Source organism: Dysgonomonas gadei ATCC BAA-286 (genome assembly GCF_000213555.1).
Classification (GTDB): Bacteria; Bacteroidota; Bacteroidia; order Bacteroidales; family Dysgonomonadaceae; genus Dysgonomonas; species Dysgonomonas gadei.
Window position 1 is genome coordinate 178,607 of sequence record NZ_GL891981.1, and the last position, 15,149, is coordinate 193,755.

Consider the following 15,149-nt stretch of genomic DNA (forward strand, 5'->3'; position numbering starts at 1 on the left):
TTATAGTATGTTAGCTTTATTTGCGTTTAAATAATTTATTGATGTATCGGTCCAAACCAATAATTTGGGAGGTAGGGAAATAGATCAGCACCATCAATGCTCCCATTTCAATCATATTTTTATCTATCCAGAGATAAGATCCTTCGGTAGGCATCATATAAGTGGCTCCGATAAAAGGTGGGTGTGAAAGATAATATAGTGCAAGGAATACGATACCTCCGACGGAAGCAACGCGTGAGAAACATCCCAATATCAGTCCTAATCCGATTAGTGTTAATCCATATATATTAATATAGTTGGATACCGCTAAAAAGCCCGGGTCTGAGGCTAAATTATGAAAATATTCAGCAAAAAATCCCTGAGAGTCCATCAGGTAAGGATAGGCTGACCAGCCCGAATTTAGAATTTTTACGATTCCCTCGTATAAGAAATGCCATCCGATTAGTAGCCGTAGTATTACCAGCCAAAACGTCTGGGCGCGTGAGTAAGATGTCTGTTCGTTCATGGATTAAGTTAATAAATAAATTGTTTCGTTTAATATTGTTTAAAATTTAGATTTTATTTTCGCAATAAAATTTACACACTAATCTCCTGATGCAATAATAATCAAAGTATAACATGGTTTTATTCTTCTTAAGGTTCTTGTTCACAGTAAGTTCAATCCCCTGTATGGGCAAACTCAACAGTCCATGAAATCTTACTTACTAAATGCGGAATAAAGCTATGAATATTTTGAGTGAATAATAATTTATTATTGTTAAAAAAAGTTTTCTAAAAAAATTAAAATCATCTTAATCTGACTTTTACAAAAACAAATGCCAGATATTTGGCACAAATGTATACTTATTTGTCATCAGCAGGATATTTAACTCCCAGCTGTTTTCTTATTTCATCTACTATTTCTATGGTTATAAGAGAGTTTTCATGGCTATTAATCTGCGACTCGCATTTTCCTTCCTGAATTAAATTAATGAATTCGGCCACTTCGTAATAATATTCATGTATTACATCCGGAGAACTAATTATCTTCTCTTCTCCGTTTCTGTTTTTAAGCGAGACTTTGTTTATAATATTTATCCTATCCGCCGTTATTGTTCCATCTTCACCCTGTATCTCCGTCGGTAAGGCCGAATCAGCGATTTTGGAATAAAGTACGGTAGCATTCATCCCCTCATATTCAAAATTCACTGCCCCTTGTCCGTCTGCTCCGGTAGACAACTTCAGTCCTGTGGCACTTATTTTTAAAGGGCGGCCAAATAAAACAACCATCGGAAATATAGTATATACTCCCAAATCCATTACGGCGCCGTTTGAAAGTGCAGGGTCGAAAGCATTCATTACTATTCCTTCTTTCAACTTGTCGTAACGTGATGAATACTGGCAATAACAAGAAAAGTACCTTCTGATAGTCCCTATCTCTTCGATATGGTTTTTCAGAGCCTTGAAGTTGGGGGTAAGGCTGGGTTTCATAGCCTCCATAAGTGTGACATTATTTTCCCGGGCTGCAGCTATCATGGTTTTCACCTCTTTAGCATTGGACGCAAAAGGTTTTTCACACAAAACGTGCTTTCCGTGCTGCATAAACAAAATGCTCTGCGAAGCATGCAACGAGTTCGGGGAGGCAATATATACGGCATTGATTAACGGACTCGCAGCCATTGCTTCCAAAGACGTAAATGTATGCGGAACATTATGCTTACGGGCGAATTCATCGGCTTTTTCCTGTGTACGTGAGTATATCGCTGCCAATTCGAAGCGGGAATCGAAACTAGCACCTTCCAAAACTTTGTCTACAATGAAATTAGTGCCTATCACTCCGAAACGGATTTTAGGCTGTGGGCTACTTAATGTCATAAATCAGTTGGTTCTGTTGTTACAAATGTAAGAATAATGAAAATGAAGAACAAAATATGTAAGCGAATTTAGAAAATTTTATCTATAATGAGAAGCCAGTACCCTCAACCTCCGGATTATGGTTCTTTGCTATGTTGAATTTAGATCTTAAAAAAAGTAATAAATAGTGCAACTTTTACATACGCTTCGCTCCTGCAACCCTTGGTTGTTGCCTTTTTATAACTCTTCAGGTGTCTCTCAAGAGGAGTATTTTTTTAGCAAGGACCCCCATAGGGGGTCCAAAAGAGATAAACGGACGTCGCAATACCATGTTTTAGGTATATAAATACCACATAAAAGGGATTTCACAGACAACATAGTCGTTATACTTTTGTGATAAATATTATCTGTTTTTAACAGTGAGATATTTATTACATCTATAATAATGTTCGAGTAAACTATAAAAACTATGTTAGAATTGAGAAAAATAAAATTATTACTATTGTTAAATGTCTTTACAATACTACTTTCTGCACAAACAAATGAAGAGTTTGTCATCAAAGGACGTGTTACTGATGCTACAGGCTTGGAGCTTCCGGGGGTTACTGTTCAGATTAAAGGTAATCTCCGGACCGGTACACTGACGAATGAAGATGGTTATTATTCCATTTCAGCACAGAGAAATGAAACTATAGTCTTTTCCTTTTTGGGATTCGAGACACATGAAGCAAAAGTATTGACAAATGCACCTATAAATGTAGTGCTGAAAGAACAGGCTACAGAATTGGACGAAGTAGTTATCACTTCATTAAATATTCCCCGTGAAAAGAAAGCGCTCGGCTATGCTGTTCAGGGAGTATCCGGGCAGGCATTGGAAACAAGGCCTACCAATGCTTTGAGCGCATTGTCGGGTAAGATAGCCGGATTACAGGTTATTTCCAGCGGAGGGAACATGGGCGGATCGTCCAGGGTGACTTTGCGGGGTATAAACTCTATTACGGGAAACAATCAGCCATTATACATAATAGATGGCGTGCCGTTAGACAATACAGACATGAATACATCTGCTACTATAAATGGTAGTGCAGGAAAAGATGTGGGTAGCACAATTCAGGATATCAACCCTGACGACATCGCGGACATCAGTGTGCTGAAAGGCCCGTCGGCAGCAGCCCTTTACGGCACACGTGCGGCTAACGGGGTAATTCTCATCACTACAAAAAAAGGAAATAGGAACGATGACCGTATAGATATACAGGTGAATACCGGTATTGAGTTCGAAAAAGTAGTCAGGCTCCCTGAGCGCCAGAAACTATATGGTGGGGGATACAGTACTACTTTCCAAAAGGCTACTATCGACGGAAAGGAATATAATATAGTGGATTACGCGGCTGATGAAAGTTGGGGCCCAAAACTGGACGGAACACCTGTATTACACTGGTACAACCTCGATCCTGAATATACAGCCGATTATTTGAACCCGCAACCATGGGTTTATCCAAAGCACGATGTAGAGGACTATTTCCGTACAGGGGTATCGAATACAAATAATATTGCCCTGTCAAAGAATACAGCAACAGGTACTTTTCGTATATCAGTTACAAACAAGAATGTAAAAGGGACTATCCCGAACTCATCTTTAGGACGTAACTCTATAAATCTATCGGGTAGTACCAAAGGCTCCCTTGTATCATTCTTCGGAAACATAAATTATATAAACAATAAATCGACAGGACGTCCATGGACAGGAGCTTCGAACCGTAATATCATACTTGAAGCATACCAATGGGGACAAGTACAGGTAGACTATCAAAAGTTGAAAGAATATAAAAGAGCAGATGGGACACCCCGTGCATGGAACAGGACAAGCTGGGAGAATACTGCTGCCGGAGAAAAAACCAAATATATCGATAACCCCTACTGGTCGGCATATGAAAGTTATCTGAAAGAAAACAGAGATCGCTTTTACGGAAATGTAGGTTTTACACTAACCCCTACAACATGGTTGAACCTGACAGGACGAATCAATGGCGATGTATACCAATACAATTCTCAAGACAGGATAGCTTACTACTCCCGTTCACAATCTCAATATCAGGAGTATTCGCAGAAGTTCGATGAGTTTAACTATGAGTTTCTGGCTACAACTAACAACCGCTGGGGAGATCACTCACTGGTAGCAAATGCCGGAGCTAACTATATGAGACGCAACAGACGCGTAAGCGATATTCAAACTTCGGGAGGACTTGCCATCCCTGAATATTACAGTCTGAAAAATGCAGCTTCTATTGTTGTGAACCCAGCAACCGGATTGTACAAGAAAGCCATATCGTCAATCTACGGTAGCTTCTCTTACGGATGGAAAAGCATGTTGTATCTGGACGGAACATTGCGTAACGACTGGTCATCAACATTACCCGAAGATAACAACTCGTTCCTTTATCCATCCATTACATCGTCTTTCATCCTGACCGAGTTACCAACCCTGAAAGAGCAAAGCTGGCTGTCATTCGCTAAAGTGCGTTTAGGCTGGGCACAGGTAGGTAACGATACAGACCCTTATCAACTGTACAAGACCTACGAAGCCCTGAATTCATTCAATGGTAATATAGCTTACACACTGCCAGAGACGCTGAACAATCCTGAGTTGAAGCCGGAAATAACATCCTCGTGGGAAGCGGGATTGCAATTGCAACTGTTCAACAACCTGTTAGGAATTGATGTTACATATTATGACAATAATAGCCGCAACCAAATCATTCCATTACCAACTTCCGATGCATTCGGTTACAATTACAAACTGATCAATGCCGGAAAGATTAACAACAAGGGCATTGAGGCTACATTGACAGTGAACCCCATAAGACAGAAAAACTGGGACTGGACAGCGATTGCAAACTTCTCTAAGAATAGCAATAAGATTATCAAACTATCTGATGCTGTAAATACGCTACAGTTGAGCAACACTCTAGTATCATTAGTAGCCAAAGAAGGAGACAGCTACGGACAGATAATGGGATATGACTTTGTGTATGCTCCAGACGGGCAAAAAGTAGTGAACAAAGATGGTGTGTACACACGTACAGACCAGCTTGTTCCACTAGGAAGCGTCTTACCTGACTTCTTGTGGAGTTTCCAGAATCAGCTAAGATATAAAGACTTCACGTTTGGTTTCCTTATCGACTCGCGAGTTGGAGGTAAGTTCTTCTCCCAAACCTACAAAGTGGGTATGTATTCCGGTATACTGGAATCTACAGCTGCCAATAATATCCGCGAGACAGGTACTGTCCTTGATGGCGTTACAGGAGATGTCGTATTCAATGCCGATGGTACATATAGCGTAAGCAATACAGCTCAGAACTCTAAGAACATAACCGCTCAGGCGTGGGCACAAAACCAATACAATGGGCCTACAGCCTATACCGTATTTGATGCGACATTCATCAAACTGCGAGAACTGACATTCGGCTACACATTCAAACTCCCGAAATGGAGAATCGAGAGCGTCAGCGTAACAGCCTATGCCCGCAATCTGTGGAACATCTACACGAAGAGCAAAGACATAGACCCGGAACTGACAAATAGTAGTGGTAATGTACAGGGTATAGAAGGAGGGAACATCCCTACTCCGGTAACATACGGTCTAAACCTTGGCTTCAAATTTTAAGGTCACAGACCTGTTTATTACTTTACTAAGTTCAAATGCAACAGAAAATTATGTTAGAACAATGTATCATTAAACGCTCTGTTTTAGTTAAAAAAAATAAACCGATTATGAAAATAAATAAGCTATATATACTAGGTGCTTTCACATCATTGTTATTATCCGCTTCTTGCGTAGATGATATCAATGTAGACCCCAACCGCCCATCATCTGTGCCTACTACATCTTTGATCACTTCTTCCGAGAAATTACTGGTAGATAACCTGCGCAGCGAACAAGTATCATTGAGAGGCTCAATGCTGTTTGTGCAGTATTTTGCACAGAACACCTATACAACGCAGTCCCGATACGATATTCCGTTTACCTACTCGGACGATTATTGGAAAGGGCTCTATAAAACATTGAACAATCTGGAAGAAATAATAAGACTCAATACCGACCCTACCACAAAAGACGTTGCCGCTGCAAACGGTGTAGGGCGTAATGTAACCCAGATAGCTATCAGCCGTGTACTCAAGAGCTATGCATTCTATGCATTGACTGACGTATTCGGAAATATACCTTATCAGTCTTATGGCAACAAGGACGCCGATTTTCAGGCGCTGCAACAGAACCCTGAAAATATAACTCCTGCATATGCCCCACAGGAAAAGATTTATACCGACCTGCTGAATGAGCTAAAAGCTGCCGGAGACACGCTTATCAAATATCAGAACGAAACCACATTTGGTAACGCTGACATTATTTATGCAGGCAGCAATGCAAAATGGGGAAAGTTCGCCAATTCGCTCCGGTTGCGTCTCGCCACCCGCCTGAAAGTAAAGAACAATGCGTTGTACAAATCCCATTTCGAAGATGCATTGAACAAAGGCGTATTTACCAGCAATCTGGAGAATGCCGTATTCAAGTACTCAGGTGCATCGCCGAACGAAGCTCCTCTCTACAGGGCAACTGTAACAGCTAACCGAAAAGACTTTGCCGTATCCCATGTACTTGTCGACCTGCTAAAAGGCAGCAACCCTGCACTCCCTGTAGCCGACCCTCGTTTATCAGCATATGCATTGCCTGCGACCAATACGAAAACTTATGTCGGGCTTCCATACGGACTGGCAAACGATCAGGCGGGAAAATTCTCTGCTGACGACGTCAGTTTGCCGGGAGCAACGGTCAATGCTGCAAACTATGGCGAAGTACTAATGGAATACGCCGAAGTAGCTTTCCTTACATCAGAATACAACAACTGGAGCCAAATCGACTATGAAGCCGGAATACGCGCTTCCCTCGAGAAGTGGGGTGTAGCAAGCGATAAGGCTGGAGTCTATCTGCAAGAAGTGCCTGCGGCTAACCAAAAGAATGTACTAACCCAGAAATACATCGCACTATACATGCAGGGACTGGAAGCATGGAGTGAATATCGTCGCACAGGATATCCTGACTTCCTCATACAAGAAGGCGATGTCGTATTCCAAGGCGAGATAGAAGACGTAGCCGTGACATATCGCTTCGATCCTCTCTTTGGTGATGGTACTGTTCCAAGCCGTTTGTATTATCCTACTAAAGAACAAAACGTAAACAAGGCTAGTTATCAGCAAGCATTATCTGTACAGGGTAATGACAAAATAGAAACAAAGCCATGGATATTTAGAAACTAGTATGTATTTTTGTCCTGATACATTCTTTGTCATTGTCACGAAAACGTGGTGTAATTACTCCCATAAGATCTACCGCAAATTCAGACAAGGCAAAGATGGTCAGGACTAATTTTTTAGCGTATGAAGAAATATATAATAGCAAGCCTGGCCGGGCTCATCTCTCTGGCCTCATGCAACAAGGTAGTAAACAACAAACTGACCGATGGCAAATGGCGCGGCGAGTTCTCTGTATTTGATCAGAAACTCCCGTTCCTCTTCGATGTAGCAAATGCCGCTACAGATTCGGCTACAGTATACCTGATTAACGGAGCTGAACGCGTACCACTCAAGGGTGTCCGCTATTCTTCAGATACAGTAATCATACCCATCGAAGCTTATGATGCTGAATTAAGAGGTGTTGTCAGTGATGGGAAATTCGACGGACGATTTATAAAACTCTTTGTCGAAGGTGGCGATGAAGGAGTGCCTTTCTCCGCGGCGAAAACCGATGCTCCCCGATTCGAAAAAGCAACTGCTCCGGCGACAGCCTCTCTTGCCGGAAAATGGGATATCCAATTTATAAGCCAGAAAGGCGACACGGCTCGCAATGTCGGCATCTTCAATCAGGACGGAGATATCCTTACGGGTTCCATCCTTACCAATGCCGGAGACCTTCGCTATCTTGAAGGGGCGTTGACTAACGATGGCTTCCAATTCTCGGCCTTTGCCGGGTTAAGTCCCTACCTGATCAAGGGTAAGTTTGAAGGCAACGACAATTTCACCGGAGAGTTTTACACCACAAGAGGTGTAACTAAGCTCATTGGTAAACGTAATGCTGAGGCGGCACTCGCCGACCCATACAGTCTTGCGTATATGAAAAAAGGTTTCGACCGTCTCGACTTTACCTTCCCCGATATCGAAGGAAACAACGTCTCGTTATCCGATCCTAAATTCAAAGACAAAGTGGTCATTATCTCAATACTTGGCAGCTGGTGTCCCAATTGCCTCGACGAGATGGAATATCTTTCACCTTGGTATAAAGAAAACAAAGATCGCGGCGTGGAGATCATAGGTTTGTCCTTTGAGCGGAAAGACGATCCCGAATACGTAAAGACCGTTCTTTCGCGTTTGGTAAAACGCTATGATACCACATATGATATCTTATTCGCAGGCAAGCTGGGTGATGATGCAACGGCCAAAGCCCTGCCTCAGGTAAGCAAAATAATGGGCTACCCTACTACCATTTTTATCGACAAGAAGGGCAAAGTCCGCAAGATACATACCGGCTTTAACGGGCCGGCTACAGGGTTGTTTTACGAAGAGTTCAAACAAGACTTCAACAAAGTAATAGACGAACTCCTCGCAGAAAAATAATCATCCCTGTCATGGACAAACTCAGGAAAGCACATGTGTTTTACTTTTCGGGTACAGGTAATGCCCGACGAGTAGCATTGTGGTTTTCTGAGTTTGCAGCTAAAAGCAATATCGATTGTCGGCTTACAGATATCACAAAAGCCGACACTCATCTGCAGGAGCCGGAAGCGGAGACTTTGATTGTAATCATATCGCCCATCCACGGCTTTAATTATCCCAAAATAACCCTCGATTTCATCCGCCGTTTTCCAAAAGGAGAAAACAAAGTGGTGTTGATGAATACCAGAGCCGGACTTCGAATCGGCCGTTTCGTTACTCCCGGTCTTACAGGGATAGCCTTTATGGTTTCCTCCTTCATCCTTAAGCAAAAAGGATACCATATCACAGGGCAAATTCCTTTTGATATGCCTTCAAACTGGCTATCCATTCATCCGGCATTGAGTGACAAATCGGTAAAGTTTCTGCATCAGAAAAATTATGTCCGCCTCGAGAAGCACTGCCAAAGGATATTATCCGGTAAACCAGACTTTGCATCCGATAAGGACATCGTGCAGGATGCTCTTATATCTCCTGTTGCATTGGCTTATTACCTTGTCGGACGGTTTGCCCTCGCAAAATCATTCTACGCTTCTCCCGCTTGCGATAACTGCGGCTTATGTATAAAGAAATGCCCGGTGAAGGCAATCGAAAATATAAAAAGTCATCCCTTTTGGACATCTAGGTGCGAAAGCTGTATGAAATGTATGAACGAATGCCCCAAGAAAGCAATTGAAACCGCGCACGGATTGTTTCTGATTGTCTCATTGGCTGCATCATTTGCTTCATCTTATCTTATACACCATTTTATATCAAACGATATCCAATCCGGCTTTATAAAATCAGCCGTTTTCACATCTGTCTTCATGTTGTTACTGTTCGCCCTGTATAGATTACAGCATCTTCTGCTCAGGATAAAATGGATTGGAAAACTTATTTCATATTCCTCATTAACCCGTTATAGATTCTGGGGACGGTACAAATCTATCCCTGATAATAAATGGAAGGATAACGAATAAAAAAGGTAACAAAAGTAACAGTATTTTTAGTAAACAGTCATCAACTTATAATATGTAAAAACTTTGCGCCTTTGCGTGAAACAAAATAAAGGGTAACTGCCCGTAGGGCGAAGTAACTTGTAACTGCTTTTACATATAGATAAATGAATCCTGGAATGATAAAAATAAAGTATTCTGCACTATGATTTCGAAATAAATATCTAATTTTGAACCCATATATTTTTATTATTAACCGGTATCTTCAATGAAAAAACAGCTTTTGCTCATCCTCCTGTTAGCAGTATACTCTAATCTGTCGGCCAGTGTATATACTCCTGATAAGTTACTATATAATGGGAAAGAATACAGTATTGTAGAAAGTAAATTCTTATCACATTTCTTTGTTAACAAAGCGGATCATACCGAAACTACTTTTGATAGCGAAGTTTTTGTGTCTACCGGGATGAGACAGGGTTATATAGGAACATTCCAGATCGAGAACAACCAGCTTTATGTGACGGCAATACAGAAATATTATATGGAAGATATGCAAATAAAAAGGGAGAACGCATATGCTTCACTGTTTCCAAATACAACCCGGACAAAAGCAGGATGGGTGTCGGGTCTGATGCTTGCAGGAGAAATCCCCGAAGAGGGTATTAAGAACGGAGATTCCCCCAAAAACTATATACTTCTGGAAATAAAAGACGGAACCATTATTAAGGAACGAAAACTAAACAAAAAAGAACTGAACAACTTTAAGAAAAAACAATACCAGTCTTTCAAAAACACAGAAGAATACAATACGGTTTTCAACCAACTTAAGGCACAGGCTCCTGACTATGTTTCCGATAAATCAATAGATGAAGCAATAAAACAATTCATATTGAAACATTCCGGCAAAATATTGACGGATTAACAAATCAGGCTGAATTAACGCTTAATTGTTAAATTTTTAACTGATTCTAAAAACTTTTGGCAAATCCACATCTTTTTTAATCAAAAAGAAACTCTGTTTGGCAAAAAATGACTATATTTGCACGCAATAAATTTCAAAAGCTCTTTTATATATGTCTTTTATTGCAGATAAAGTAGTCATGGATGGATTGACATTCGACGATGTATTGTTGATCCCCGCATATTCAGAAGTTCTCCCACGCGAAGTCGATCTCTCGACAAGTTTCTCACGCAATATCAAATTAAATATCCCAATCGTTTCGGCAGCTATGGACACAGTCACAGAGGCTAAACTGGCTATTGCGATTGCCCGTGAAGGGGGTATTGGCGTTATACACAAAAATATGTCGATCGAAGCCCAGGCCCAACAGGTAAGATTCGTAAAGCGTGCCGAAAATGGTATGATATCGAATCCTGTAAGCATTCTTCGGGACAAAACAGTAGGTCAGGCGTTGGCTATGATGGCCGAATTCAAAATCGGAGGTATCCCTGTTGTGGATGCCAATAATTATCTTGTGGGTATTGTTACCAATCGCGACCTGCGTTTCCGTCGCGATATGAACCAGTTGATAGATGATGTGATGACCAAAGACAGGATTATCACTACACGCCAAAGCACCGATCTGGAAGCTGCGGCAGACATTCTGCAACAACACAAAATAGAGAAACTGCCTGTAGTAGATTCCGAAAACAGACTGATCGGACTGATTACATACAAAGACATAACTAAAGCTAAAGATAAACCGTTCGCATGCAAAGACGAACACGGGCGTTTGCGTGTCGCTGCCGGAGTGGGCGTGACATATGATACGCTCGACCGTGTAGCAGCATTGGTCGAAGCGGGAGTAGACGCCATTGTTATAGACACCGCGCACGGACACTCGAAAGGGGTAGCCGATATGCTGAAAAGAGTAAAAACAGCCTATCCCGGCATAGACGTAGTAGTGGGCAACATCGCCACTGGCGAAGCAGCCAGATATCTGGTAGATGCAGGAGCAGATGCTGTGAAAGTCGGTATTGGCCCGGGTTCTATCTGTACTACACGTGTAGTAGCAGGAATCGGTGTTCCACAGCTATCAGCTATCTACGATGTTGCTAAAGCGCTGAAAGGAACAGGTATTCCGTTGATTGCCGACGGAGGTCTGCGTTATTCGGGAGATATAGTGAAAGCTTTGGCTGCCGGAGGTTATTCGGTAATGATGGGCTCGTTACTTGCCGGAGTGGAAGAGTCTCCAGGCGAAACTATCATATTCAACGGACGTAAATTCAAATCGTACCGTGGAATGGGCTCTCTCGAAGCAATGGAAAAAGGCTCGAAAGACCGCTATTTCCAGGATATGGAAGCCGATATAAAGAAACTTGTACCTGAAGGTATTGCTGCCCGTGTGCCATTCAAAGGCTCATTGTTCGAAGTTGTTTACCAGATGACTGGCGGTTTACGCGCAGGGATGGGTTATTGTGGAGCTAATAACATAGACGCGCTGCATAACGCTAAATTTACGCGCATCACAAATGCCGGAGTAGCTGAAAGCCATCCGCACGATGTGGCGATAACAAGCGAAGCGCCTAATTATAGCCGCGGAGAATAAATTCGATCGCATAAATTCTGAAATAAATTAAGGCTCTGTATGTTCAAAAAACATACAGAGTTTTTATTTTAGAATATTTTAAAACATTATAAGCCTATATTTCTTGTATCTTTGTCTCTGGTTTATTATTACATAGCTTACTTATATGATAAAAAAGCACTCTTTATTATTCTTCGCACTACTTACAACATTAGGTATACTTGCACAACAGGACGATACTGTTGTATTCACAATAGATGGAGTACCTGTGTATAAGTCAGAGGTTGAGTACGCCTACAAAAAGGGAAATGCTAATGCCGAAACCAAACAGGACTTTGGCGACTTCGTAAATTCATATATAAACTTTAAGTTGAATGTAACTGAAGCTAAAGCCCAGCAATTAGATACAACGGCATCTTACCAGCGGCAGCTCTCGTCCTACAGGTCGCAGATGGCTCAGCAATATATGAATAATACCGACTATGAAGACGAATATATAGAGAAAATATATAAGAGGATGAAGGAAAATGTGGAGATCAACCATGTTATGTTCCCTTTCGACAATAAAGAAATAGTATTGCCTGCCGATACTCTGAGGATGTATAAGAAGGCAATGGAAGCCAGAGCTAAAATACTGAAAGGCGGATTCACCGGAACTGAGCTGAGTACCCTGCGTTCGGGTGCGATGTTCTATCCTCGTGCCGAATCCCGCAACGGATATATAGGCTGGGTATCTCCTTTCATGTTTGCCGCCAAAGTAGAAGATGCCATATACAGCCTGCCGCTGAACGAGGTGAGTATGCCTATACGTGCAGCCCGGGGATATCATATTGTGCAAGTACTGAACAGACGCCCGGCAATGGGAGCCGTAGAAATAGAACAAGTCGTATTTAACTTTTCACATCTGCCTCCGTCACAACAGCAGATAGACAGTGTGGGTAAGGTTGCGTGGAGAGAATATAAAAACATCAAGTCTCCGGCAGATTACCAGTCTCTTTGCGACTTATTTTCCAAAGTTCACAAAATGGAAACTAACGGATGCTACTTTGGTATTATAAAACTGGATTCGAACCTGCCTATGGATTTTACTATGGCGGCTTTCAGTCTGGAAAAGGCTGGAGATATAAGTAAGCCGGTGATGTCAAACTATGGCTACCACATTATAAGGCTGTTGCGGAAAATACCGACAGAGAGTCTTGATGTAATGAGAAATCAGTTGCGGGAAAGAATCCTGAGAAGTGATAAAGTGCAGGAACTTAGCGATGAGAAAAGACGCAGTCTGAAAAGCTACTTTAATGTTACAGTCAATAAAGAGGCTTACTCCAAATTATATGAAATAACAGAAACCGTCTCCCCTCGTGATTCTGTGTTTCTGAAAATGATAAAGAACGGTGACGATATTCTGTTCGATATAGACGGACAAAGGGCATATCCGGTTCGTGAATTTGCCAAGTATATTAATTACAGGCAGAAAGAAAGAATAAAAGATACGAATGACATTACAATTATGCAGATTGAAGAAGCCTCTCCTTATAGTCTGTCGTCGGATATACTCAACGAATATTTTGAAGGATTTCAGGCACTTCTGCTCTCCGATTATGAAGAAAATACGCTGGACAAAAGATTTCCTGACTTTGCCCGCATAGTAAATGAGTTTTCCGATGGTCTGTTATATTATGACGTGCAAAATAAAAATGTGTGGGAGCGCTCAAAGACAGATACGGAAGGTTTAGCAGCTTGCTTCGACAAAAACAAAGTGAAATACTCATTGGATGGCCCGAGATATAAAGGTATGGTGGTATACGCAAAGAGTGGGGATATACTCAAGAAAGCCGAAGCTGCCTCTAAAAAGGTAAAATCCCGCGAAGCTTTTATCAAAGAGATAGATGATACGTTGAACAAGGATTCTATACGAGTCAAAATAGAGCCGGGACTATGGATAAAAGGTGGCAACGCATATGTAGACAATAAAATATATGAAGGTGCTACACCTCCCCCATTCAACGGATATCCGTATTTCTTTGTGACCGGAAAGTTTATAGATACACCTGAGGACTACACAGATGTCCGTTATGCAGTGGAGCTGGATTATCAGGAAAAACTCGAAAAAGAGTGGGCTGCTTACCTCCAAAATAAATACAAAGTAGAAATTAACAAGTCGGCATTAAATTTGAAACAATGAAAAAGATCCTTATCTGCTTACATCTGTTTTTTATGGTTTTCGTAGCGTTTTCCTGTAGCGGAAGCGGGGCAGCTGATGCCGACCGGGCTTTAAATCCGATTGTTACCGTGGGAGATAAAACGCTTTATCAGGCCGATCTGGACGAAGTTATTCCTATTGGCCTTTCTGCCGAAGACAGCACTGCCGCAGTCAAGTCTTATATCGATATGTGGGTAAACGACCAGTTGATATATAACAAGGCCCTGCAAAACATTATAAACAAGAAAGATATAGACGAGTTGGTCGAAGGCTACAAAAAGTCACTGATAACAAGTTCATATCAGGAACAATTGCTGAAAGAGTATTTTTCAAAATCCGTTTCGGAAAATGAACTCAAAGCATACTATGAGCAGAATAAGGACAAATTCAAGCTGGAAGACAATATTATTAAGGGGCTGTATCTGAAAATCCCTGTAAATTCAAAACAGCTGGCTAATTTTCAGAAATGGTATAAACAAGGAAATGATGCTGCGATAGAAAATATTGAAAAGAATACATTGCAGAATGCAGTGGCTTACGAATATTTTTATGACAAATGGGTAGGACTGGTAGATGTACTGGAGAATATGCCACCTGCCGTTACTGATGAAAAAATATTTCTTCAGAGGAACAAGAATCTGGAATTGCGCGACTCATCTTTTGTATATCTATTGAATATCAAAGAGTACGAACTGACCGGAAGTGAAGCCCCGTATGACTATGTGAAAGGGCAACTATCCGAAATGTATATGGAACAAAAGAAGGCTGATTATTTGCAGCAGGTGAAAAAAGACTTGTATGACAAAGCCGTTTCGGATGAAGAAATTAAGTTTTATAATAAATAGAATATAACTTCTTTTTTTACGTTAAGAGAAAAAGTAATACATT

At 41.3% G+C, this 15,149-nt stretch carries 10 protein-coding genes; 8 read left to right on the plus strand and 2 right to left on the minus strand.

The annotated features are described in order from the left end of the window. Positions 1-16: 16 nt before the first annotated feature. Together HMPREF9455_RS07425 and HMPREF9455_RS07430 are read right to left on the minus strand one after the other, a co-directional pair. Entirely contained in the window at positions 17-505 is a 489-nt protein-coding gene (locus HMPREF9455_RS07425; protein WP_006799023.1) for a DoxX family membrane protein, read from the minus strand. Positions 506-843: 338 nt separating this feature from the next. Then, complete coding sequence (locus HMPREF9455_RS07430; protein ID WP_006799024.1) at positions 844-1,854, minus strand: Gfo/Idh/MocA family protein; 1,011 nt, start codon at positions 1,852-1,854, stop codon at positions 844-846. A 448-nt stretch (positions 1,855-2,302) separates the two neighbouring features. On the opposite strand from HMPREF9455_RS07430, the gene HMPREF9455_RS07435 reads away from it, so the two are divergent. From HMPREF9455_RS07435 to HMPREF9455_RS07470, 8 genes are all read left to right on the plus strand, one after another. Then, positions 2,303-5,500, plus strand: a complete 3,198-nt coding sequence (locus HMPREF9455_RS07435) for a SusC/RagA family TonB-linked outer membrane protein (RefSeq protein WP_006799025.1) — start codon at positions 2,303-2,305, stop codon at positions 5,498-5,500. Between the two features lie 107 nt (positions 5,501-5,607). Then, positions 5,608-7,149 (plus strand): SusD/RagB family nutrient-binding outer membrane lipoprotein, encoded by a 1,542-nt coding sequence (locus tag HMPREF9455_RS07440; protein WP_006799026.1) that lies wholly within the window; start codon positions 5,608-5,610, stop codon positions 7,147-7,149. A gap of 120 nt (positions 7,150-7,269) precedes the next feature. After that, entirely contained in the window at positions 7,270-8,502 is a 1,233-nt protein-coding gene (locus tag HMPREF9455_RS07445; protein ID WP_006799027.1) for a peroxiredoxin family protein, read from the plus strand. Between the two features lie 11 nt (positions 8,503-8,513). Then, on the plus strand, positions 8,514-9,557 hold the full coding sequence (locus HMPREF9455_RS07450) for an EFR1 family ferrodoxin (protein WP_006799028.1): 1,044 nt from the start codon (positions 8,514-8,516) through the stop codon (positions 9,555-9,557). 244 nt (positions 9,558-9,801) lie between these two features. Continuing rightward, on the plus strand, positions 9,802-10,455 hold the full coding sequence (locus tag HMPREF9455_RS07455; protein WP_006799029.1) for a hypothetical protein: 654 nt from the start codon (positions 9,802-9,804) through the stop codon (positions 10,453-10,455). Between the two features lie 151 nt (positions 10,456-10,606). After that, positions 10,607-12,082: an IMP dehydrogenase gene (gene guaB, locus HMPREF9455_RS07460; protein WP_006799030.1), complete on the plus strand. Its 1,476-nt coding sequence runs from the start codon at positions 10,607-10,609 to the stop codon at positions 12,080-12,082. Positions 12,083-12,227: 145 nt separating this feature from the next. Continuing rightward, complete coding sequence (locus HMPREF9455_RS07465; RefSeq protein WP_006799031.1) at positions 12,228-14,243, plus strand: peptidylprolyl isomerase; 2,016 nt, start codon at positions 12,228-12,230, stop codon at positions 14,241-14,243. Then, a complete protein-coding gene (locus HMPREF9455_RS07470; RefSeq protein WP_006799032.1) occupies positions 14,240-15,106 on the plus strand; it encodes a peptidylprolyl isomerase in 867 nt (288 codons plus the stop codon). Before HMPREF9455_RS07465 ends, HMPREF9455_RS07470 begins: the two co-directional genes overlap by 4 nt. Positions 15,107-15,149: the final 43 nt, after the last annotated feature.

Excerpts from the sequence above, each read along its gene's own strand:
- guaB (WP_006799030.1), top strand. The coding sequence starts at position 10,607 with ATGTCTTTTATTGCAGATAAAGTAGTCATGGATGGATTGACATTCGAC.
- HMPREF9455_RS07445 (WP_006799027.1), top strand. The coding sequence starts at position 7,270 with ATGAAGAAATATATAATAGCAAGCCTGGCCGGGCTCATCTCTCTGGCC.
- HMPREF9455_RS07440 (WP_006799026.1), top strand. The coding sequence starts at position 5,608 with ATGAAAATAAATAAGCTATATATACTAGGTGCTTTCACATCATTGTTA.
- HMPREF9455_RS07465 (WP_006799031.1), top strand. The coding sequence starts at position 12,228 with ATGATAAAAAAGCACTCTTTATTATTCTTCGCACTACTTACAACATTA.
- HMPREF9455_RS07430 (WP_006799024.1), bottom strand. The coding sequence starts at position 1,854 with ATGACATTAAGTAGCCCACAGCCTAAAATCCGTTTCGGAGTGATAGGC.
- HMPREF9455_RS07435 (WP_006799025.1), top strand. The coding sequence starts at position 2,303 with ATGTTAGAATTGAGAAAAATAAAATTATTACTATTGTTAAATGTCTTT.
- HMPREF9455_RS07470 (WP_006799032.1), top strand. The coding sequence starts at position 14,240 with ATGAAAAAGATCCTTATCTGCTTACATCTGTTTTTTATGGTTTTCGTA.
- HMPREF9455_RS07425 (WP_006799023.1), bottom strand. The coding sequence starts at position 505 with ATGAACGAACAGACATCTTACTCACGCGCCCAGACGTTTTGGCTGGTA.
- HMPREF9455_RS07455 (WP_006799029.1), top strand. The coding sequence starts at position 9,802 with ATGAAAAAACAGCTTTTGCTCATCCTCCTGTTAGCAGTATACTCTAAT.
- HMPREF9455_RS07450 (WP_006799028.1), top strand. The coding sequence starts at position 8,514 with ATGGACAAACTCAGGAAAGCACATGTGTTTTACTTTTCGGGTACAGGT.